This is a genomic window from Vibrio sp. ArtGut-C1 (genome assembly GCF_002105475.1).
GTDB classification, from domain to species: Bacteria; Pseudomonadota; Gammaproteobacteria; order Enterobacterales; family Vibrionaceae; genus Vibrio; species Vibrio diabolicus.
This window is the reverse complement of sequence record NZ_NCTH01000009.1, coordinates 157,556-180,870: the sequence shown is the minus strand read 5'-3', so window position 1 is coordinate 180,870 and position 23,315 is coordinate 157,556. Positions and strand designations below refer to the sequence as shown.

The following is a 23,315-nucleotide window of genomic DNA, read 5'->3' as shown; positions in this document are numbered from 1 at the left end:
CCTATGACAAAAGCAACGATTCTTTCCGTCACCAATCCTTCTGAGCGTGGCGACAAAAAACAGCTAGGTAATTTACCGGGCGCGGCTCTACCTCTAGCTATTGCTGAGCTAGCCAAGCAGCATTCGAGTCACTCGCTACTCATCGTGCCTGACCCGCAAATCGCTTTAAAGCTTCAGGCAGAGATTGAGCAATTCACCGAACAAACAGTAAGCCTGTTCCCCGACTGGGAAACGCTGCCTTACGATAACTTTTCTCCGCATCAAGAAATCATCTCTGAACGTATCGCACGCCTATACCAACTGCCAAGTCAACGTGATGGCATAACCATCGTCCCGGTCAGTACAGTATTGCAACGCCAATCGCCACGTGATTTTCTGTTGCAACACACTTTAATGGTGAAAACTGGTGATCGACTCTCGCTTGAGAAGCTACGTGCACAACTTGAAAATTCGGGCTACCGCCACGTAGACCAAGTATTTGGGCCAGGTGAATACGCGAGCCGTGGGTCGATTCTGGATCTCTTTCCTATGGGCAGCGATGACCCGTATCGCATCGACTTCTTTGATGATGAGATAGATACCATTCGCACCTTTGATCCAGAGAACCAACGCTCTATCGACGATATTCAGCAAATCCAATTGCTGCCCGCGCATGAGTTCCCAACCACTAAAGAAGCGATTGAGGATTTTCGTACACGTTGGCGCACCCAATTTGAAGCACGCCGAGAGCCAGAGTCGATCTACATGCAAGTGACCAAAGGCACTTGGCCCGCGGGTATTGAGTATTGGCAACCGCTGTTTTTTGACCATACCGAGACTTTATTTGAATATTTGCCAGAAGACTCTCAAGTCATCACATATGGTGATATTGAATCTGCGGTCGATACTTTCTTAACCGATGTCGAATATCGGTACGACCAGAAAAAAGTGGATCCACTACGTCCTCTTTTGACTCCTGAACAACTTTGGCTGAAAAAAGACGAACTCTTCAGCCAACTAAAACAGCTCCCTATGGCTCAATTGAGCCTAGAGAAAGTGGTTAAGCGTGCTGATCGTCAAAACCTACCAGTACAATCGTTAGCCGAGCTTGGCGTTCAGCAACAAAATAAAGAACCGCTTTCGCGTCTTCGTCAATTCAGTGAGCAATTCAGCGGCAAAATTGTTTTCTCGGTAGAGTCGGAAGGTCGTCGTGAAGCACTAACAGAACTGTTGCAAGGCATCAAAGTTCGCCCAGTCGTACATGGTTCACTTTACCAAGCTCTAGATTCGGGTGATCGCTTCAGTTTGATCTTAGGCGCTGCAGAGCATGGTTTCATTTACGAAGAGCTGAACTTCGCTCTGATCTGTGAAAGTGATCTACTTGGTGACCGCGTTATCCAGCGACGCCGCAAAGATAAAAAAGCAGTCAACAGTGACACCGTTATTCGCCACCTTGCGGAATTGAAACCCGGTCAACCCGTGGTTCATATTGATCACGGTATTGGCCGCTACATCGGTTTACAAACACTTGAAGCCGGTGGCATGAAAACGGAATACGTCACCCTTGAGTATCAAAACGATGCCAAGCTCTACGTACCAGTTTCATCACTAAACCTTATTAGCCGTTATTCAGGCGGTGCTGAAGAAAGTGCACCACTGCATAAATTGGGTGGCGAGGCTTGGGCAAAAGCACGTCGTAAAGCGGCAGAAAAAGTGCGTGATGTCGCGGCTGAGTTGCTGGATGTTTACGCTAAACGAGAATTAAAACCGGGCTTCAAATTTGAGCTAGATCGTGGGCAATACGCAACGTTTAAAGCAACGTTCCCATTTGAAGAAACGGATGACCAAGCGATGGCCATCAATGCCGTCTTGTCAGACATGTGCCAAGCAAAAGCGATGGATCGCCTAGTGTGTGGTGACGTGGGCTTTGGCAAAACGGAAGTCGCTATGCGTGCAGCATTTGTCGCAACGGATAACAGTAAACAGGTCGCCGTACTCGTACCGACAACCCTGCTTGCTCAGCAGCATTTCGAAAACTTCCGTGACCGTTTTGCCAACTTACCAATCCGAGTTGAAGTACTGTCTCGCTTTAAGTCTGCCAAAGAACAAAAAGTCATTTTGCAAGACGTTGCAGATGGTAAAGTCGATATTGTCGTCGGTACGCATAAGCTGCTTTCAAGCGACATTAAATTCAAAGATTTAGGTTTGTTGATCGTTGACGAGGAACACCGCTTCGGGGTTCGTCAAAAAGAAAAAGTCAAAGCAATGCGTGCGGATGTGGATATTCTTACCCTCACCGCAACACCAATTCCACGTACTCTTAATATGGCCATGAGTGGCATGCGCGATCTGTCGATCATCGCGACACCTCCAGCGCGTCGTTTAGCCATCAAAACCTTTGTTCGTCAAAGAGAAGAATCTGTGGTCCGTGAGGCGGTACTGCGTGAAATCATGCGTGGTGGTCAGGTTTACTTCCTGCACAATCAGGTAGAGACTATCGAGAAAACCGCGGAAGACTTGCAAAAGCTTATTCCTGAAGCACGAATTACCGTGGCACATGGTCAAATGCGTGAGCGCGAACTGGAGCGCATCATGAATGATTTCTACCATCAGCGCTTTAATGTGTTGGTGTGTACAACTATCATCGAAACCGGTATCGACGTACCAACGGCGAATACCATTATTATGGATCGTGCAGACAACCTTGGTTTAGCGCAACTGCACCAATTGCGTGGCCGTGTTGGACGCTCTCATCATCAAGCCTATGCTTACTTATTAACGCCACATCCAAAAGCCATGACCAAAGATGCTATCAAGCGTCTTGATGCGATTGCTTCACTGGAAGACTTAGGCGCAGGCTTTACTCTAGCAACTCACGACTTGGAAATCCGTGGGGCTGGTGAGCTGCTTGGTGACGAGCAAAGTGGGCAAATTCAATCGGTTGGTTTTACACTGTACATGGAAATGCTGGAACAAGCAGTCCAAGCATTGAAAGAAGGTAAAGAACCTTCTTTGGACGAGCTGCTTCGTGAACAAACTGAAGTTGAAATGCGAATCCCAGCGCTCTTGCCAGACGATTACATCCCGGATGTGAATACACGACTGTCGATGTACAAACGTATTGCGAGCGTTACGAGTGGTGAAGAACTCTCAGAGCTCAAAGTGGAACTTATCGATCGATTTGGACTGCTTCCAGACGCGACGAAGAACTTACTTGCTGTCTCAGAATTGAAAATTTCGGCTGGTAGCCTAAAAGCGAAAAAGATAGAAGCCCATGATAAAGGTGGATTTATCGAGTTTTACCCTGATGCTGACATAAATCCAGCGTATTTGGTTAAACTGCTGCAATCACAGCCGCAAAAATTTGCAATGGAAGGTCCAACTAAGTTCAAGTTTAGCGTACCATTGGCGGACCGACGTAAACGCATTCAGTTTGTTCAAGACTTACTGAATGATTTTAAACAGAATTTATTACCAACGAGCTAATAGTCGAATGAGAATACTGATCCCGTTATTGCTTCTATGTGTCTCAATGCCTTCTTGGGCACAGCGTCAATTTGATATTGAAGTGATCATTTTCAAGCGAGCAGTCGACGCTGAAAGCACCACTGAATCTTGGCCGAATCAACTGCCAAAAATCGATATGGAAAATGTCGGCAGCTTAGAGAGTGAATCATACCGTCGCTCTAAAGGTGTAACACTACTGCCACGCTCATCTTTCCGCCTGAATGCGCAAGAAGCGGCATTAAACAACCATGCTGGGTTTAAAGTGCTTAAACACGTAGCATGGCGTCAAGGTGACCGAGGCAAATCTAGCGCCCCAATTTTCCGTATTGTTGGTGGACGAGATTTCTCTGATTCTTATCACGCAGATGGTAGTCCAATCAATGGCAGTACTCAGACATTTTCCACTGACGGTTACAGTGAGGAGACAGTCAACGGTCCTTTGTATGAACTAGATGGCCGATTCCAAATTTACGTGCAGCATTATCTATTCGCTGAAACGACACTAGACCTGCGCGAGCCAAGTGTTAGAGAAGTGCGTTTTGAACCAACTTCAACTGAGCAATTGGCGGATGATTTAGGTGAGGTCGATGGCAATGTTCAAGTCGGTAACTTGGCGGAAATCTCCCCTACAATAACAGAAGAAAAGTTCCTCAAGAGCTACCGAATGGATCAAAAACGCCGTATGCGTAGTAGTGAGACTCATTACCTAGACAACCCATTGATGGGCATGATCATTCAAGTTCGTCGCGTTCGATAAGCACGAGTGATTCAACAAAGCGCAGCATTTGCTGCGCTTTGTTTTTATCTGTTATGTCCTCAGTTATTCCTAACCAACGCAGAGCAAGGAAAATAACTGCGTTACAGTATGAAGTAGACAGTTTTCAAATTACTTAAACTCAACATGGAAGTCGTATCAGTTCATGAGTCCAGATTTTGAAATCATTGCGCCCCGCTTAGCGCTCAAGCTCATCCCTTCTGAAGAAGCTCACTTACTACAACGTTTGCTTGCAGAATCCCCTTCCCTACACCAGTGGCTAGATTGGTGTAATCAAAACATTACGTTGAAAGATGCACAGGACTTCCTGTTGGCAACCCGACTTAACTGGGTAAAAACAGAAGCTTTCGGTTTCGGTATCTATGAGCGACAAAGTAACACTCTAGTAGGAATGGCCGCCGTAAACGAGTTATATCACACGTTTAATATGGCAAGTATTGGCTACTGGGTTGCTGACCGCTATCAACGACAGGGCTATGCTCAAGAAGCCGTTAGAGCCTTGGCTGAATTCTGCTTTGCAAAGCTGAGTTTAACTCGACTGGAAATTGTCTGTGACCCCGACAACGAAGCAAGCCAAACCTTAATTGAGTCAGTCGGTGCGCAAAAAGAAACCATCGCCAGAAACCGGTTTATTTTTCATGGTAAGCCTAAGGATGGCGTTGTGTACTCACTTTTACCGACAGATCTAACATAAACAAAAAGCCACCGACTTGCGGTGGCTTTTTATATTTCGAAGATGCATCCGCGCAATCCGCGTAGATGTGAATTTGGCGTCTTAGTGAAGCTTAAGGTTTGGACGCAGTACTCGGTTGATACGGCCCACAAGCATCATCAGTCCGGTTTTAAATACGCCGTGCAACGCCATCAGGTGCATTCGATATAACGAGATATAAACGACACGTGCAATACGGCCTTCTACCATCATCGACCCTTTGGTTAGGTTGCCCATCAAGCTACCAACGGTAGAGAAACGGCTTAGAGACACCAATGAGCCGTGATCTTTATACACATAATCTTTCAGCTCGCGTCCGTTGATCTTCGCAACGATGTTGCTGAATGCTTGGCTTGCCATTTGGTGCGCAGCTTGCGCACGTGGTGGAACAAACGAACCATCAGCCTGAGTACATTGTGCTAAGTCACCAATAACGAAAATGTCATCATCACGCGTCGTTTGTAGTGTATTTTTCACTACCAGCTGGTTGATACGGTTCGTTTCTAAACCAGCGATATCTTTAATAAAATCTGGTGCTTTAATACCCGCAGCCCAAACCATGATTTGTGCCGGGATCTTCTCACCATCTTTCGTGGTGAGGCCATCTTTTTCAGCTTTAGTCACCATGGTTGCAGTGCGTACGTTTACGCCCAACTTCACCAACTCTTGATGAGCAGCAGAAGAAATACGTGGAGGTAACGCTGGTAAAATACGCTCACCTGCTTCAATCAGGTTGACGTTCAGCTTGCTAGAGTCAAGATCGCCAAAGCCGTAAGTACGCAGCTCTTTAACGGCATTGTGTAGTTCTGCAGATAGCTCAACGCCAGTTGCACCAGCACCAACAATCGCGATATCCACCGTACCGTTACCGTTTTTCGCGTGCAGTTTTAGGAACTCATTGTTCATTTCTGTGCGGAAACGGTGCGCTTGTTCTGGACTGTCTAGGAAAATACAGTTCTCACGAACGCCAGGAGTGTTGAAGTCGTTTGATGTTGAACCAATCGCCATGACCAGAATGTCGTATTCTAGCTCGCGGCTTGGCATCAGAAGCTCACCATGCTCATCTTTAAGCTCACTTAAGATGATCACTTTACGTTCGCGGTCGATGTCTTGAAGGCTACCCATTTGGAAATCGAAGCTGTGGTTTTTTGCATGAGCTCGATAACTCAGAGCATCCACCCCTTCGTCCAAAGAGCCAGTTGCAACTTCATGCAATAATGGCTTCCACAAGTGGCTCGCTTTACGATCTACTAGCGTAATTTGCGCACGGTTCTTGCGACCTAGAGTTCGGCCAAGCTTAGTTGCCAACTCAAGACCACCAGCACCGCCGCCTACAACGATAATGCGTGTCACAATGATTTTCCTCTACAAAAATGAATATATGGGGTTCAGCTCGACATATGGCTCACAGACATGCTGTGCCATACATCCAACCGATGAATTCTTGGTTCTTAGAGGTGTCTCAATTTATTTGGATTAAAAACTGCTGCCTAATTTTATTCTTTATCTATCAATAACTTGTTAGGATTCAGCATATTTGTCTGGTACGCATACGACGCCAGAGATTTTTGGGCAAGTTTATTACTCGCTCTCAATTTTTTTTGATATTTATCAAATTATTTTAGTCTGGTTCATTATATAGAGACGTACTTTGAAGGCAACCAAAATCCGTGTGACGAGTACGGATTGACTACTTTTCGACTACTCTACAACAAGGTATTCGTGCTACATAGGATGGAAGTAAGAAAACGGTAAGGAGAACACAATATTCTAAGCGCTAAACCAAGAAAATGAGGCCTTTAAAGAGAAAGTGACTCGGCCTACTCACAAGAGGGGGTCGCAGCAAAGCAGCCGATAAAAAATGCCGCTTTACTGTTCACACTCAAACACTCTTAAGTATTTTTAAATGCCTTCATCGCTTGTAAATGGTGAGAGATCTTTTTGAACTTGTGGGACTGCGTTTCGTCCCAAATGATTTGATAGTATTTTTCTAACTCAGCTGCAGTTTTCGCATTGTCATGCACTTCATCATCTTTGGATAAAATCACCAAGCAGTGAGCCTGATTTTTCGCTCGAAACTGATCAACACATTTTGTTGCGATATCTTCGTACTCTTCTGGGCGATCGATTCGACCAGCCATCGTTTTTTCTGGGTGCAAGTTCGGGTTAAACATCACTTGCTTGATACCGCATAGAAAACCAATTCGTTCAGACCAATAACCACCTAAACCAACCCCACAGATTAACGGGTTTGGATCATCCGATTGATCGATAACTTTAGACACCTCTTTTAACAAGTGTTGCATGTCGTGCTTTGGGTGAAGGGTGCTGTAATTGATAAAACGAACGTCGTCGTCGATGAATTGCAGTTGAAGAACTTTTTCGTGGTTACCCGGGCTTGTACTGTCAAAGCCGTGTAAGTAAATAATCATGTGTACCTCTCCCTGTGTGTATCTGGTACTTTTATTAAAACTACCACTATTTCCTTACTGTTAAAGGGGAAAATATCACGAGTTCTCAAAACAGTGATCTTCCATACACAATGAGCCTTTCAACTCATGCGCACTGTTTAAGTATTGTTCATCTCCCCACAATTTATAGGCCAGTAGATACCAAAGCATCGCCATCACTAGGGTTCTTGGCTGCCACGCCTGTACACCACTTAACCAAAGAGACGCATCTTCGATACCTCGAATCTGGCAATACTGTTTCACCGCCTCTTCCACAGGCGCATCCGCGACTTGAATAGTCAAGGTCAAATCAAGCCTAGGGTCAGCAATACCAGCATACTCCCAATCAATGACTTTCACCCCACTCTCTCCCCGAACGAGGTTGTAACACCCCAGGTCAAAGTGACAAAGAGCTAGTGGAACCGGCGCTACACTCGGTTCCGTGCGCCACTTCATGTATAGAGCCTCAAATTCCGTATCCGCATACTGACCATCAAGCTCAAGCCAATAATGATCGATGCGAGAAATATAAGAAAATGGAACCAAAGGGAGCGCGCTGATCGGGTGCTGATGAATGGTCGCCGCAATGGATAATAAATCTCTTACTGGTAGCCCTACATCCGAAAGTGCTTGCCCTTCGATCCATTCCACCAGTAAACCTTGCTCGTGGATAAACACTGGCTTGGGGCCAATTTCTAACGAAGAGATAGCATTCAGAACTTGATATTCATTGTGGCGAGAAATTGAAAAAGCCTTGCAAACATTACTGGTCGGTCGCCAGATGTATACAAGGCCTTGAGAGGATTCCAACCGCCAACAGCGGTTGGTTAGCCCCCCGGTAACGGTTTGAACTTTTACCGGAGGCTCAGTAAAGAAGCCATCGAGAGCATTAAGACTCGGATCTAACTGTTTTGCTTGTTGCCAAGAAAACCATGCCATTGATGACTTCTCCATCAGTATCGATTAAAGACCGAATAGGCTCTTCGATTGCGCTTTACGAATTTCCGTTTCATCCGCCCACTCAATCAAACCTGTTTCTAGGTCCATTAGGCGCATGGTCATCTTGTAGTATACATCTTTATCGCTACCTGCATTTTTGACGATGCTAGATAGGTTACCGTAAAGCATGTATTGCGCACCCACCATTTTACCAAATTGGATCGCTGTGCTTTGGTTAACCAGCTCATCCGTGTTTTGGAAGTTAAGCTGTTCACGCACAGACTCAACACGGTCCATATCAACAAAGCGGAACTTACCAGAGTTCAGCATCTTAGTAGAAATAGTGTCGGTAATGGATTCAGTGTCAATGTGTTCACTGGTCTTGTTCTTAATTCGCTCAACAAAAACGATAGGACGTTGATCACGAGTAATTGCTGCTACAGAACCCGACATCATCATGCTATCCACCATTTCAGCCGCGATTTTTTGTAAATCTGTTGAGCCAAAATCGATAGTTGTGGTCTCTGTTGCTTGCGCATCGCCGTAAGAGACTTTGTTAGAACAGCCACCCAAAATGACGGCAAGACCTAAAAGAGCAATAATACTTTTTTTCATGAGAGTTCCTTAGTTTTTCAATACCAGCGCATCGTTAACGCGGCAGCTTCGGCAAAGCCGTTAAGATTAATTGTCTTGTGCTTCTCTAATTTGAACACGGAATTTAGTGCCATTTGGATTCACAGTAACTTCAGATAATGTGACTTGCTCAAACCCTCGCACAATCATTTTGCGCCATGGGCCTGGCTTGGTATTCACTTCTAAACCATTATTGTCATACCAATAGAAGCGGTAAAGAATGTGCTGGTCACCTTTATAGTTGCTGCTTAGTTGCACCACTCCACGTGGACGATCATCAACGTAAGTGGTGGTGATGTTGTCAACTAATAAGCGACTACCCAAAACGTTATCATTAAAAAATACTTTTTGCGTTTGACCATCAATTCGAATACCAGCCGTGTTTTCGGCGCATCCAACTAAACCAATAGCCATTGCTAAACAAATAAGCCATGCTTTCATTACAGTCTCCCTAGCTGTTTATGCCACACGGTTGAGTGTGTTCCCTGACGAGATACCCATACCAATGTAGTCTGCTGTGCAGGCACTTCAAACTGATAGGTTTGATCACCCAAGTTTAAACTTTGTGTTCCCGGTTTCACGACTTTTGATGCCGTTTTCACTTGCGCTGGTAATGTTTGCCAACTTCTCGTATCCGGCTGCTCGGTCAATGTGTTCCATACATTGAAAAGTATGTTACCCACATCATCGCCTTTTTTCGCCGCCTCTTTTCGGATTCGATCTTTTGCCCAAACGCGAAGAGCTTGACGGATCACCATTGTAGTCAGACGTTCATTAAGATCGTTTTGTGCCATCGCATTAACATCAGTCAGCGTGCTAGAAGGCAATACCTGACCATTTAAAACCACATCGCTAAAACGTTGAGCACCCCGATTCGGATAATAAGGAAGCGCCAACGAATAAATGGCCCCATTATCGCGACTGTCGTAAATCGGTAGATCAATACGCCAACCTTTCAAAGCCTCCACAACGCCTTGTTCATCAATAACGATGACTCGACCTTGAGACTGAGTTAACCCAGAAGGTGCTTTACCATACCGTTTCTCTAGCATGCGTAAGTCTTCACGCATGCCTAGTTTCTTAGCGGCGTACAACGTGCTTTCAACAACTTGTTTGTTGTCTGGCATCACAGCGAGTGCTCGTCGGTAATCAACATAAGCACTGTTTAAATCTCGTGACGCTTCATATAACAAGCCAGAAAGATAGAACAAATAGCCGTTTTGTACTGCGCTTAGTTTTTTACCAGCATCAGGGTAGCTCGCCAACACACTGCCTAAATTGGCAGACATGCCTTGCTTTTTCAGGTCTTTTTCTGCTGCTTTTAGTTCTTTTTCACGCGCCTTTCTTGCCGCTTCCTGAACTTGATTGGCTCGACGCACTTCAACAAGTGCCCCTTCCAAATCGTTTTTCTGTAAATAGTTTAGCCCGAGATAAAGGTGCAGAAAGCCAAGTTCATAATCGGCGGGATGATAATCTTGGAGATTGTCGTTCACTGCGAGAGAGCCGACGCTCGTTGCCGTTTCTGACACAGAAATAGTCGCGCGATCTTGCTGAACACGAACGGCACGATAACCATTTTCCAGCGCTTTCAAACTTGTCGGGTAATCTTCAGCAAGAAAAGAAATACGGCCCTTTTCAAAGTTGCCAAGTATCTCACCACCCACTTCGCTCGATTGAAGTTGTTTCGCTTTCGCATATTCCCCTGCAACAACGGCTTGATAAACTTCTTGATTCTGGTTGCTGTAGTGACTAAACAGATTGCCCGCAGACAAATTCGCGCAGCCAGAGGCCATTAAAGCCCAGCTCATCAGCCCTAACAGCTTTACACCTAGTTTCACATTTATCTCCACAAATGTGTCATTCGACAGGAAAAAGAAGTGGGTGAACTGCGCCACCCACTTTTTAAAGCTTAGCTCAATACCATTGGACCTAGAGGACGACCGCCTAATAGGTGCATGTGAATATGGTAAACCTCTTGGCCACCGTGCGGGTTACAATTAACGATCAGGCGATAACCGTCTTCCGCAATGCCTTCCTCTTTCGCCAGTTTTTTAGCAACAGTGAACAAACGCCCCATCATTGCTTCATCTTCAGCTTCAACATCATTCGTTGTTGGGATCAATTTATTCGGAATAATGAGAATATGGCTCGGTGTGCGCGGGTTAATATCGCGAAACGCAGTCACCAACTCATCTTGATAAAGAATATCGGCAGGGATTTCCTTACGAATAATTTTACTAAAGATCGTTTCTTCCGCCATGAGGACTCCATTTTATAAAGGTAATTAGACCCCAATTAGTATGCGCCAACCAAAAGCGGAGCTCAATAAAAACAGTGTTCACTTAACATTATTAATCAAACGCTAATTAACGAAGCTTTTTTTGTCGTGTGCGTCATAAAATGCGCGTCACAAACTCAATACAATCCAATGAATTTTGTTACTTTTTTAAGACAATTATTATTTTTATACCCAAGTAAGCTCAAAATTCTTGGGTAGCTTGTCTATTTTGGGAGAGGAAGCTCACTTATGCGAGGTTCAGTTATTAAAAGGATGTATGCGGGCTTTGCTCTGATCATCATCCTATTTGCCGTCACAATTACCATTATGATGGGAGGAATGAGTGATATTCACGGGAAGTTTGGCACCGTGTCTAAATCATCCCTACCACTGGTATCGTTATCTAACCAAACCAGTGTTGAACTGCTTTCTGCCGACAAATCGTTTAAAGATTTTCTGACGACAGAGAATAAACAACGCATGGATGAAATGCGTCAGGAATTTGCTAGATCTCAACAACGTTTCGAATCCACTTTGGCTCAATTGGAAACAGCAAGCCAAATCTACCCTTCTCTTGCCGAACCGTTTTCACAATTAAAAACGTTAGAGCAGAGCTATTTTACTGAAGCTCTTGAAGCCATGGACAACTACGAAGCGATGTTCGCTGCGCAAGAAAAAGTGCAAAAATCGTCACGTCGCTTCCAAAAGCTGAATACCGAGTTGTCGGTCGGCCTTAAAGAATATGTGGCAGATCAAACCAGCATTTCTGTCAAAGTCATGGCGAAGAGTTACTTCATTAAGCTAAAAGATGCCGAAGTTATAACCTCTGATGCCCTCGCCAGCTCTGATCCTGAGTTTGTTACGCAAGCCGTGACCAAAAACCGCAAAGCAGTGACTCATTTGAACTATGCTTTCCGTGGTTTAGTTACTCAATTGCCTGAACTAAAAACAGCGTTTGGTGAGTCGGTAGAACAATTCACACGCGACGTGGGAATGCGTGGAGGGGTGTTAGACCAGCACAATAATTACCTAAATGCTCGTGCAGCGCTATACAACAACATCGCCAACCTAGCGAATAAAGTTGATTCAACCATGGCGATTCTTGAGCAATTTACGACAACCGCAACGGATAAACTTAATGAGTCGTTAGCAGACGCTGGTGACATTTATTCTGCGGGTGTGACGAAAGCCATCATCATTGGCGTTGTTGTCGTGCTACTTGCCACAGCGATTGGCTACCACATCGCGCACAGCGTTCGCGAGCCATTGACTCGTATTCTAAAAGTGCTTGAAAGCCTGACTGAAGGTGACATGACACAACGTATCGATATTCGCTATAACAACGAGTTCAGCCGAGTAAGTGGACACATTAACTCACTCGCCGACAGTCTTCACGAGATCTTAGTGAAACTCAACGAAGCGTCAGAGAACCTATCTTCGACCGCAGCAACAAACGAAAGCACGTCTTCGCAAGCGCAAAGCAAATTAAGTTCACAACGCGAGCAAACAGCAAACGTTGCGACCGCAATGACGGAAATGTCTCACTCAGTGCAAGAAGTCGCTCAAAGTGCACAAGGCTCACTAGAAATGGTGCAGCGTGTCGAATCTGCCTCTGAAGAAGGCAGAAATGTCATGAGCAGCAATATCTCGACCATAAATCAACTGGAAACGCGTTTGAACGAATCCGTTTCCGCTGTCTCTGAATTGCAAAAAATGAGTGGTCAAATTGGTTCTATCCTCGATGTGATTCGCAACATTGCTGAACAAACTAACCTATTGGCATTGAATGCAGCAATTGAAGCGGCTCGCGCTGGCGAGCAAGGTCGCGGCTTTGCGGTAGTGGCCGATGAGGTGCGTGTGCTTGCATCCAGAACCACTCAGTCCACCACTGAAATTGAATCGATGATCAGTAATCTGCAATCCAGCTCTCAGTCAGCAAATCAAGTAATACAAAGCTGTATGAGCGATATGGAGATGTCTGTTGAGCAAGCATCAAAAGCGAACAGCTCAATGGAAGAGATTCAAGCGCTAATCATCGAAATCAGCCAAATGAGTACGCATATTTCACAAGCGGCAGCAGAGCAAAGTGAAACCTCAGCAGACATTGCACGCAGTATTGAAGATATCAATAGTATCGCCGATGAAAGCTTCCAAGCTATGTCGAGCATCGCACAGACCAGTGAATCCCTGACTCACTTGGCTCATCAACAGAATGAATTGGTTCACCGCTTTAAGTTATAAATCATTTATAAATTTGAGCATTAATCAGTGCAATCAACTGTATAAGGGCGACTTTTTGTTAAGTCGCCCTTGTTTTTTATCAGCCATGTCTACATATGATTAATATGGCCAGCTCATCCCCTTGCACATCTATTTTCGAGCGGCCTCATAAAAAGGAAAATCTATGGCTGTTCATGTTGGTATTATCGACCAAGACCCAGTGAGATTGGTCACTCCTCTATTAGATAATCGTACGCTAAGCACACATATCGTCTTCATCGGAGACAAGAGCCAGTTAGATATATTTGACCGACTGAGTGCCGTTTTAGAGCAACGAGACATTACTTCCGAATTTTTTGAAATCCCATCCGCCGTCAATACTTCGCTGATCAAACAAGCGATTCAAAAACTGGCAAAAGATCTCCATGAACGCGGCGAAGATGTGAAATTGAACGCCAGTTGCGGTCTTCGTCATCGCTTATTGTCTGTGTACGAGGTTTTCCGTACCTATCGCTGGCCAATTTTTGTGGTTGAGCCAAGTAGCGATAAGCTTTGCTGGTTATACCCAGATGGCAAAGAAGATACTCAAGTCGAAGACCACATTACGATTGCTGACTACCTCACTATCTTCGGCGCACGCGGCGAGTTCCACCACGTTGATTTACCTCCTCTTCTTGATAAAAAACTGTATGAACTTGGTGAACGCTGGGCCTCAAATGCGCTTGAGCTTGGTCCAGGCTTAGCGACTCTTAACTACCTTGCAACCACATGCCGCAAAGAGCAAAAACTTGATGTGGAGCTTTCTGAAAAGCAACAAGGCTACCGTGAGCTCAACATGCTGCTTTCGGACTTAGTGGAAGCGCAAATCGCCACTTATGAGAATGGCGTTCTAACGTTTGCAGATGAAGATGCACGCCGCTTTTCAAACGGTGAATGGTTAGAGACTCTGGTACACAGCACGGTCAAGCAAATTCAAGATACGATGCCGACGATTCAAGATCGCTCTTTGAATGTTCAGGTTTATCGCAAACTTGGTGAAAGTGAAGTACGCAATGAGTTGGATGTTGCAACAGTGGTAAACAACAAGCTCCACATCATTGAGTGTAAAACCAAAGGCATGCGAGATGACGGCGATGACACCTTGTACAAGCTAGAATCCCTCAGAGATCTGCTAGGTGGTTTACAAGCACGTGCAATGCTAGTGAGCTTCCGACCGCTTCGTCACAATGACATTACTCGTGCAGAAGATTTGGGGCTAGCTCTGATTGGCCCTGATGAGCTTAAAGACTTAAGAACGCACCTAACGGCTTGGTTTAAAGACGCAGGTGGCTCGGACGAGATCTAACATCAGCGATAAAAGCTAGAATTCAAAATGATCAAAAGCAGCGTTACAGGCTGCTTTTTTATACCTAATTTTTAAGTGTGGGTTTAGATAGGTAGAAAAAAACCAGAGGCATGCCTCTGGTTTTTCCGTTTGTTTAAAATGCCAATTATCGCGGCTTACAGCATTTTACGCGCTGCTTCTACTACCACCTTAATTGAACGAGCTTCCGTCTCTTTCAGAGTTGAATGATCTGGAATCTCTTTTTGTGTACGGTTGATGATTACACCCGCCACACAACCTGCTTTTAGACCAGAGCTCGCACACATTGTTAGCAATGTTGCAGACTCCATCTCAAAGTTAAGTACGCCCATGTCTTGCCATTCTTGCATAGAACCTTGGAAACGCTTAACAACGCGACCAGAGAACGTGTCGTAGCGCTCTTGACCTGGGTAGAACGTATCACTTGAAGCCGTCACACCCATGTGAACCGCAGCGCCAGACTCTTCTACTGCCGCTTTCATTGCAGTTGCTACTTCAAAGTCAGCAACTGCTGGGAATTCCATTGGCGCAAAGTGCAGGCTCGCACCGTCAAGACGAACTGACCCCGTCGTTACGATCATGTCACCTACATTTACATGCGGTTGAATTGCGCCAGTTGTACCAACACGTAGGAAAGTACGGACACCAAGCTGCGCGAGTTCCTCAACTGCGATAGAGGTAGAAGGGCCACCAATACCTGTAGAACAAACCACAACAGGTTTACCGTCTAATTCGGCACGGTATAGCGTGTATTCACGGTGACTTGCTAGAAATACTGGGTTTTCCATTTGTTCTGCGATTTTTTGAACGCGCGCTGGATCACCAGGAATGATGGCTAGAGTCGCACCATTAAGATCAGCTTCAGTAACACCTAAATGAAATACAGCTTGAGACATAAGTCGCTCCTTATTGTGGCTTATTTTATGAACAATAAGCTCATTAATCAGTTATTGGGTACAAATGCACTGTAGCGAACCTTTCACCAACATAGAGTGATCACAATCACAATGAGAAAATGTAATGAAACTATAATTTCACCCAAAACAAGCAATGATCACACTTTTGGGGAGTTTGGCTCATTTTGTTGCATAGCGATGCGTGATTTCAAAAACAAACTAAAACATATTATTAGATTTCGTCGATACGGTTAAAAAAGCCCGAGACACGAATGCCTCGGGCTTTTTATTAACTAGTTAGGTAGGTCACTTGGCCTGCTTGGACTCAAAACGGAGCAATCTCAACGCATTTAACGTAACCAGTGCAGTTGCGCCGCTGTCGGCTAATACTGCCACCCATAGACCCGTAATGCCCAGTAAACTTGTCACCAAGAAAACGCCTTTCAAACCAAGCGCTAACGCAACATTCTGACGAATATTACTTAACGTCGCACGCGATAGTTCTATCATGGCAGGTAACTCAATCAGACGATTGTGCGTTATTGCCGCGTCGGCCGTTTCCAGCGCAACATCCGTACCGCCTCCCATCGCAATGCCGATACTCGAAGCTTTCATCGCTGGCGCATCATTAATACCATCTCCCACCATTGCAACGGTGTGTTGCTGTGATAGTTTCTCGACGTAATGCACTTTATCTGCTGGTAATAAGCTTGCTTTATAATCCAAGCCTATTCTGGTCGCCATTGCTTCAGCACTTCTCGGGTTGTCACCGGTTAGCATCACCGACGTTATCCCAAGCTCCTTCAACGTAGCGATAGCTTCTTGGGCATCTGGGCGCAATGTATCTTGCCATGCGATCACGCCAATGACCTCGTAATCGTAACGCACAATAACAACCGTTTTACCTTGTTGTTCCAACGTCACCACTCGCTCTTCGGTTTCTTGAGAAAGTGGGAAATCGGCCTTAGAAGGCGTGACTACTTGGACTATTTTCCCATCGACGTAACCTGTGACACCAGAGCCCACTTGCGCGGTTTTATCTAGCGCTTCAGGAATAGGAAGCCCCTGCTGTTGCACTTTATTAACTAAAGAAACCGCGAGAGGATGGCTTGAGCCAACTTCGATTGAGGCTGTCAGGCTAAGTAACTTGTCTTCATCTACATCAAAAGCAAAGACGTCGGTCACCTGCGGCTTACCTTGCGTCAATGTACCGGTTTTATCAAATGCGACGGACTCAACCTTACCAAGCAACTCAAGCGCCGCACCACCTTTGATTAATGCACCCCGCTTCGCCGCAGCCGCCAAGCCAGAAGTAATCGCTGCAGGCGTTGAAATAACCAACGCACAAGGACAGGCGATCAGTAACAGGGCAAGTCCTCGATAAATCCACGTTTCCCATGGTTGAGCAAACAACAGTGGTGGCGTGACGATAACCATCAAGGACACCAACATCATCAGCGGCGTATACCAACGGCTGAATTTATCCAGAAAACGTTCTAATGGTGCCTTACGAGATTCTGCTTCTTCAATCAAATGGAGAATTCGGTCAATCGCATTCTCGCCTTGACGAGAAGTCACCTGTAAACGAACGACTTTATCGACAACCACAGCCCCGGCCATCACTTTGCCACCCGTTTGGTGCTCAACGGGAACGGATTCTCCCGTTAACGCGCTTTCGTCAAAACTTGCAAGCGCATCTTGCAACACACCATCCGCTGGCAAACGACCACCGGGTGCAACTTCTATAATATCCCCCGGCTTAAGCTGAGCTGCAGGCACCTCTTTACGCTCACCATCAACAATTAAAATTGAATTTTCTGGGACTAAGTCCATTAGCGCTTGGACACCACTTCGAGCGCGGGATGATGCATATGCTTCTAACTTTTCACCAATAAGGAAAAGCAATAACACCATTGCCGCTTCAGCGGTTTCACCTAAATATAAAGCGCCGAGCGCTGCCACACTCATTAACGTTTCAATCGCAAAAGGCGTACCGCTACGCGCCAACTTGAACGCTTTGAGCGCAATTGGGTATAAACCCAGTAAACAGGTCAACGTGAATAACCAAGTGCTTATTTGAGGGTCGATCTTAGAAATTATTGCCGCGACAACCATCGCACTAGCAATAGAGAGAATTTGAATGTTGTCTTTTACTACCCCACGCCAGCCCTTCGTTGCGGTATTTGGTTTTGGAGCATCGAGTGAAGAAAGTGGAAAACCTGTTTGTTGGGCTGTATGCTCTATCGTAGAGGTCAGCTCGCGATCGTCAAAATCGACAACCAGTTTTTCTGTTGCAAACAAGACTTTTGCTTGGCTAACACCTTCCAAAGACGTAATAGCCTTCTCAAGCTTTTGTGCACATGAAGGGCAATCCATACCTGACACAAGCCACGAGTTTCGAATTGAGGAATCATTCTCCCTTGAGGGCTCTTCTTCCTCACCTGGGTCGGCGCTACAACTCCCTCCGCTGCAACATGAACTTTCAGACACTTCTACGCCAGCTTGAGAAATGTTGAGTGAAGATTTTACTGGTGCGCAGCACGACTCGCTCGCGCCAAGCGGCACCGCAGTTTTGATTTTGCTAGATTGGCAACCTTGATGTTTCGTACACATAATTTATTTTCCTTATTGGTGTAGGCTCTTTGCCTATGGCTAAGGATAAACCTTAGAGCTAGCTCCAAGGTCAAGGTGATTTTTTAAAAACTCGTCGATTGAAAATAAAAAAGACGCCGAAGCGTCTTTCCAAATGACTTATTTAAAATCAAGCACCTATGATATTTGATCAAAAAGGTTAAACTGGATGCTTAAAACACTCATTTAAAGTCATCCCGATGGCGCGCAGCACATCTCGCCTAGTGATAACGCCAACCAATTTACCTTTACCGTCAACCACTGGATACATTTTTGGCTTACCAATCTTCATCATGTCAGCCAACTCAATCACTGACATGTCTGGAGAAACAGATAAAACATCGTCATGCATACACTCTTGAACGGTATGCGTGTCTTGGCAGTGATAACTCGCTTTCACCAATTTATCTAACAAGTCTTGTTCTGATAAGAATCCAACTACCTTTTCATTCTCATCAATGACGGGGCCACCTAATGTGACGCTTTGCATGACTTTATTCAAAGCAGCCGAAAGTGACATATCTTTAGTGAAGGTCACCGCTTGCAACGTCATGTAATCTTTTACTTTTAATGAATGCATTCTTATCTCCTTAAGGGCATTTTATTGCGGCCTTTAGATAAGTGTCGCCTAATTTCCTGAATTTACTAAATGGAAATGAGTAATTTTATTTATAGGTGCAGCCTATTGATCTGAATCAAAATTAAGTCATCATCGGCATTCACTGTTGTTTAATTGAGTACAACTTGCAAATGGGCTCATTTTTAACAGGTGGTAAATACAACAAAGCCAGTCAAATTGACTGGCTTCATTATTGGCGCATAGTTACATTAACAATGATGTCGACGCATATTGTCTAAAATAATACCGGTTGCCATTGCGACATTCAGCGACTCAGCACCACCAAATGCCGGAATCGTGATCTTATTTGTCACGAGCTTCGCAGCTTCTTCACGTACGCCGTGGGACTCGCTGCCCATCAACAAAATACCTTCAGCAGCGAATTCCGTTTTATGAACGCTCTCCCCTTCCAGAAACGCGCCATAAACTGGCAAATTGGCTTCTTCTAAGTAACTTGGCAAATCAACCAGACTCACTTGTACGCGGCCAAAACTGCCCATGGTCGCGCTGATCGTCTTAGGGTTATACGGATCAGCACAATCTGTACTCGCAATAATGTGCTTGATGCCATACCAGTCTGCGACACGAATAATCGTTCCTAGATTACCTGGGTCAGATACACCATCTAGCGCAATCATCAAGCCTTTTGCTTGAGGCACTTTTACACTCGGGATTTCAACCACTGCAATGGCCGCGTTATTGCTCACGAGAGTGCTCGCTTTGGTCAGGTCGTCAAGCGATGCTTCAATGCAATCAAAACCACTTAGCGCACTAGCGTTTTGTTCGAGAAATGCTTCGGTTGCGAAGACGTGCTTCACCTTTAATGAACTACTTGCCAGCTCTAAAACGTTCTTTTCACCCTGAACTAGGAATAAGCCATGCGCTTTACGCTGTTTCTTTTGACCTAAAGCACGAAGCAGTTTTAATTGGTTTTTTGAAATCATTAAAGTATCCCAGGTGAAAATGGTTATTCGGCGAATGTACTCGAAACAATCTTCACGACAGTTCGGTATCAAGCGCGTGAGATTATAAATTATACCTAAATAACCTCAAGAAACTTGATTCATCAGAAGACTTTGAAGAGCAAACGCAGTAAAAGAGGGTTCAAAAACGAAAAAAGCCCTGCGATATACGCAGGGCTTTTAAAGGGTGGGACCCCAGCCACATCCCGGCACACAAGTCACCCGCTGCGGCTGCTTCCTTCCGGACCTGACCGAGTTCACGAGCTATTGTTGCGAGAGGACCAGAGCCCCATAATTCTTTTCGAGAGGACTTGCCTCAATCGATGGGGCGATTATTCAGTATCAGCCCTCATAATGCAAGAGCAAAAGCCTTGAATTTCGTCATTTCATTACCGTTTGGACAAAACTCGATCAATTCATTCCTCTATGATTGAGCCACGTAACGATGAGAAGAAGAATAGCGGCGTGTTGACTGCTTACTTGAATACATATCTTCATCAGCTAAATGCATGGCTTGCTCTAAGCTCATGTGCTGTTCTCTTTTTGCAGAGACACCAATAGAGATACCCACAGACTCTAACTCACTACACAGTTTGCCTTTTACATCAATTCTGCTGAGCTCTTTCATTGCCCTATTTAATTCTGCTTGAGTCGGGTAGCCCAACAAGATGAACTCATCTCCCCCTATCCGGTAACTTTTCCCTGACCATACATAATGAATTTTTAGCGCCAATAATTGCAACACCTCATCACCAGCACGGTGACCGTACGTATCATTGATTCGTTTGAAGTGGTTAATATCCAAGTAAAGTATGGATAGATCTTTGTTTACGCCTTTTCGATGTTTTACTTGCAACGCGCGGCGATTTCTTAACCCCGTTAAATTGTCGGTATTCGATTGACGGTAAAGATAAAGCGAAACGCAAATCGCAAACAACAATACAAAGACAAACACAGCCTGCGTTTGCGTCGCAAGCCGAACCTCATATTCAAGCGCGGTACGCCAATCTGGGCGCAGGTCGTACTGGGCAATGATCTTATCAACTTCCAACATCGCTATCGCTCGACTGAAAAAAGGAGCAAGCATGGCACCTTTCTTGTTCGCCACCAATCCAACAGAAAGTTGTGACTGGTAAAACTCGCCAATCGCCGTGTCCTGCTCTATCGGAATCAACTCGCTCAGACGTAAAAAGTGGTTGAGCATCGCGGTATCCATCGGAATGTAATCGACCTCTTCATTCAATAAACCCTGAATGAGTTCTTGTTGGGTACGATAACGTTTCAGCTCTTTTAACGGTAAAAGTTGCGTCATCATTTGATCGAAAAAGTCGTCCTCAACCACACCAATCCGCTCAGAGATCAACTGTGACACATGAGAGTAAGTGTTCGGCTTGTAACCTAAACGCTTGACCATAACGGATGCTGGTGAGTAATGGGGCTTGGGAAAGTAACTAAATTCATGCCGCTCGCGACTGACCGTTAACGGCGCTAAAATTTCGAAATTCCCCTGCATAAACTCATGATACATGGAACCCCAACTTTCATTTGGCTCACTAATGATCACGCAGTTTAATGCCAAGATCTCACAGCTTCTCAGGACGACATCTGCCGTCATCCCTTCGATACTGCCGTCTTCGTTGTAAACAACATATGGAAAGATAGATTCGAGCTTGATCCGTATTGGCTCACTAAAATCGAGAGGTAATAAGCGAATAGATTCTCGCAATGCCGCTCGCCTTAATTCAAATTGATACTGGGAGATCTCTTCACGAAGTTGCTTTTGCACTCCTTCCCCATGAATAAACGTAGCGAACGTATCCAACTCTTCGAGATGATGATCTTTTTTACTGATGATCGATACTGGCTTTATCGAAATCTGATCATTTAACATCTTAGCGTCAAAGCCCTCCAGCAGCATCGGCTTAAGCTGATTGATGGCATCGACTACGCCTTCAACAACGCCTGATCTCAGTAACGTTACCGCTTGCTCATGACCTTGATAAGAGACCTGTTTTAGCTCCGGGTAGTATTGTTTAAGTAATTCAGCGTAAACCGTATCTTTAGGGACGCCAACTCGTGAAATGTCACTCAACGTCGAGTCTTTTAATCCAAAAAGGTAGGTATATTCGATATTAGTTGGACGGGAGTAACTAAAGCGTTGAGCACGCTCTTCTGTGTAAGTGATATTCGCAGCAAAGTCCGCTTCCCCATTCGCGACGGAATTTAGAATGGCATCAAAGCTGGAATAGTTCACATATTGAACGGTAAAGCCGAACTCTTTCGATGCAGCATTAAAAAGAACACGGGTGACGACATCATCCGCTTCTGTCGCAACTTTATAATGAGCAATTAAAGGTGATTCAGCTTTTACATTCAAACTCAGTAGGCAACAAGTAAAAAGCAACAGTGTTCGAGCAAAGGTAGTCATGACAAACTTATCTTAAATCAACCACTTATAATGTGGTTATTATTATTGGAAGTTTAGTAAATATGAAATGAAGAACATATACTAATCTTCATTTTGTTCCACAACCAATTCGATAGTCTGCCGCACGTGTCACTTTTTACCTGACGAAATACTCATAATTCTGCCTGTTCATCGCTGCTACGTAAGATATAGTCCGTCATCCAAGCCGTTCCTAACAAACAGATCCAAACAACAAAAACAGGGTTTGGTACATCTGTAGTTGGACTCACCACTAAGGCAGCAAAGCCAACGGTCGGTAACGTCCAGCACAATAGTTTACTCCAACGAATGGAGTGTTTAAGCTTCGCGAGGGTTTCCATTGAAGCCAGCATTCCTGTCACGCTCAATGCCACAAGAACGGCATATGGCAAGCCAGCAATCCATAATGGGAACAACAACAGCATCGGCCACCAGCTGTGCTTATTGGATGGGGTCCAATGTACAGTAGACCACCACATCGCCATGACCGCGACAGTTTGAACCACTGTAACCCAAGCGGATCCATCCAGCTTCCCACCTTGTTGCGTGACCATAATACCTACTTGTAGAGTAAGTACGATTAGGCCTGCGGTGAGCAGGACGCCCAACGAACTTCTACGAGAGAACACTACCATTAAAAGTGGGAAAAGGATCAAAATACCAATCGATAGCGCGATTGGCTGCATTGAGAGCGTAGCGCCAAAAGCCATCATTGCGCCCAGCAACACCAAGCCTGCAAACCCGCCTTGTGGCAAGATCCACAACGCCGGGATCATGAGTGCAAGAACGGGAATATCTCCCTCGCTCAAACTCATCGCTCGAACGCACACCACTGCGAGTAAAGTCGTAATGAAAAATTGAAGTGTCGATAAAATCATAGCGCCTCCTGGCTTCCCCACCTACTT

Annotated in this window: 18 protein-coding genes and 1 other RNA gene; 5 read left to right on the top strand and 14 right to left on the bottom strand. The window is 45.1% G+C overall.

What is annotated here, in order from left to right:
• Positions 1-3: 3 nt before the first annotated feature.
• From mfd to B7360_RS10680, 3 genes are all read left to right on the top strand, one after another.
• The gene (gene mfd, locus B7360_RS10690; protein WP_085343472.1) at positions 4-3,465 is read left to right on the top strand and encodes a transcription-repair coupling factor; all 3,462 of its coding nucleotides are present in this window, start codon (positions 4-6) and stop codon (positions 3,463-3,465) included.
• A 7-nt stretch (positions 3,466-3,472) separates the two neighbouring features.
• Positions 3,473-4,243 carry a peptidoglycan binding protein CsiV gene (locus B7360_RS10685; protein WP_074191059.1) on the top strand — a complete coding sequence of 257 codons (771 nt, stop codon included), beginning with the start codon at positions 3,473-3,475 and terminating at the stop codon, positions 4,241-4,243.
• Between the two features lie 163 nt (positions 4,244-4,406).
• Complete coding sequence (locus B7360_RS10680; protein WP_085343471.1) at positions 4,407-4,955, top strand: GNAT family N-acetyltransferase; 549 nt, start codon at positions 4,407-4,409, stop codon at positions 4,953-4,955.
• A gap of 81 nt (positions 4,956-5,036) precedes the next feature.
• On the opposite strand, the gene B7360_RS10675 is transcribed toward B7360_RS10680, so the two are convergent.
• From B7360_RS10675 to hinT, 7 genes are all read right to left on the bottom strand, one after another.
• Positions 5,037-6,326, bottom strand: coding sequence for an NAD(P)/FAD-dependent oxidoreductase (locus B7360_RS10675; RefSeq protein WP_005390626.1), 1,290 nt, complete (start codon positions 6,324-6,326; stop codon positions 5,037-5,039).
• Positions 6,327-6,865: 539 nt separating this feature from the next.
• Positions 6,866-7,405: an alpha/beta hydrolase YcfP gene (gene ycfP / locus B7360_RS10670; protein ID WP_012842003.1), complete on the bottom strand. Its 540-nt coding sequence runs from the start codon at positions 7,403-7,405 to the stop codon at positions 6,866-6,868.
• 75 nt (positions 7,406-7,480) lie between these two features.
• Entirely contained in the window at positions 7,481-8,362 is an 882-nt protein-coding gene (thiK, locus tag B7360_RS10665) for a thiamine kinase (protein ID WP_085343470.1), read from the bottom strand.
• Between the two features lie 24 nt (positions 8,363-8,386).
• Positions 8,387-8,977 carry a penicillin-binding protein activator LpoB gene (lpoB, locus tag B7360_RS10660; protein ID WP_005378467.1) on the bottom strand — a complete coding sequence of 197 codons (591 nt, stop codon included), beginning with the start codon at positions 8,975-8,977 and terminating at the stop codon, positions 8,387-8,389.
• A gap of 66 nt (positions 8,978-9,043) precedes the next feature.
• Entirely contained in the window at positions 9,044-9,436 is a 393-nt protein-coding gene (locus tag B7360_RS10655; protein ID WP_005390620.1) for a YcfL family protein, read from the bottom strand.
• Positions 9,436-10,833 (bottom strand): COG3014 family protein, encoded by a 1,398-nt coding sequence (locus B7360_RS10650; protein ID WP_085343469.1) that lies wholly within the window; start codon positions 10,831-10,833, stop codon positions 9,436-9,438. Before B7360_RS10650 ends, B7360_RS10655 begins: the two co-directional genes overlap by 1 nt.
• 71 nt (positions 10,834-10,904) lie before the next feature.
• A complete protein-coding gene (hinT, locus tag B7360_RS10645; RefSeq protein WP_005390611.1) occupies positions 10,905-11,255 on the bottom strand; it encodes a purine nucleoside phosphoramidase in 351 nt (116 codons plus the stop codon).
• Positions 11,256-11,522: 267 nt separating this feature from the next.
• Here hinT and B7360_RS10640 point away from each other — a divergent pair, with 267 nt between their 5' ends.
• The gene (locus tag B7360_RS10640; protein ID WP_085343468.1) at positions 11,523-13,514 is read left to right on the top strand and encodes a methyl-accepting chemotaxis protein; all 1,992 of its coding nucleotides are present in this window, start codon (positions 11,523-11,525) and stop codon (positions 13,512-13,514) included.
• A 163-nt stretch (positions 13,515-13,677) separates the two neighbouring features.
• On the top strand, positions 13,678-14,838 hold the full coding sequence (locus tag B7360_RS10635) for a DUF1887 family protein (protein ID WP_005390608.1): 1,161 nt from the start codon (positions 13,678-13,680) through the stop codon (positions 14,836-14,838).
• A gap of 155 nt (positions 14,839-14,993) precedes the next feature.
• Here B7360_RS10635 and udp read toward each other — a convergent pair whose 3' ends face one another.
• From udp to B7360_RS10600, 7 genes are all read right to left on the bottom strand, one after another.
• Positions 14,994-15,752, bottom strand: coding sequence for a uridine phosphorylase (gene udp, locus B7360_RS10630; RefSeq protein ID WP_012842006.1), 759 nt, complete (start codon positions 15,750-15,752; stop codon positions 14,994-14,996).
• A gap of 306 nt (positions 15,753-16,058) precedes the next feature.
• A complete protein-coding gene (locus B7360_RS10625; protein ID WP_085343467.1) occupies positions 16,059-18,365 on the bottom strand; it encodes a zinc/cadmium/mercury/lead-transporting ATPase in 2,307 nt (768 codons plus the stop codon).
• Positions 18,366-18,543: 178 nt separating this feature from the next.
• On the bottom strand, positions 18,544-18,963 hold the full coding sequence (locus B7360_RS10620) for a CBS domain-containing protein (RefSeq protein ID WP_005390603.1): 420 nt from the start codon (positions 18,961-18,963) through the stop codon (positions 18,544-18,546).
• 248 nt (positions 18,964-19,211) lie between these two features.
• Positions 19,212-19,946, bottom strand: a complete 735-nt coding sequence (locus tag B7360_RS10615; RefSeq protein WP_005390601.1) for an RNA methyltransferase — start codon at positions 19,944-19,946, stop codon at positions 19,212-19,214.
• A gap of 208 nt (positions 19,947-20,154) precedes the next feature.
• An RNA gene (ffs, locus tag B7360_RS10610) (signal recognition particle sRNA small type) lies at positions 20,155-20,251 on the bottom strand.
• A gap of 137 nt (positions 20,252-20,388) precedes the next feature.
• Positions 20,389-22,392, bottom strand: a complete 2,004-nt coding sequence (locus tag B7360_RS10605; RefSeq protein ID WP_085343466.1) for a GGDEF domain-containing protein — start codon at positions 22,390-22,392, stop codon at positions 20,389-20,391.
• A 152-nt stretch (positions 22,393-22,544) separates the two neighbouring features.
• Entirely contained in the window at positions 22,545-23,288 is a 744-nt protein-coding gene (locus B7360_RS10600) for a hypothetical protein (protein ID WP_085343465.1), read from the bottom strand.
• Between the last annotated feature and the right edge of the window lie 27 nt (positions 23,289-23,315).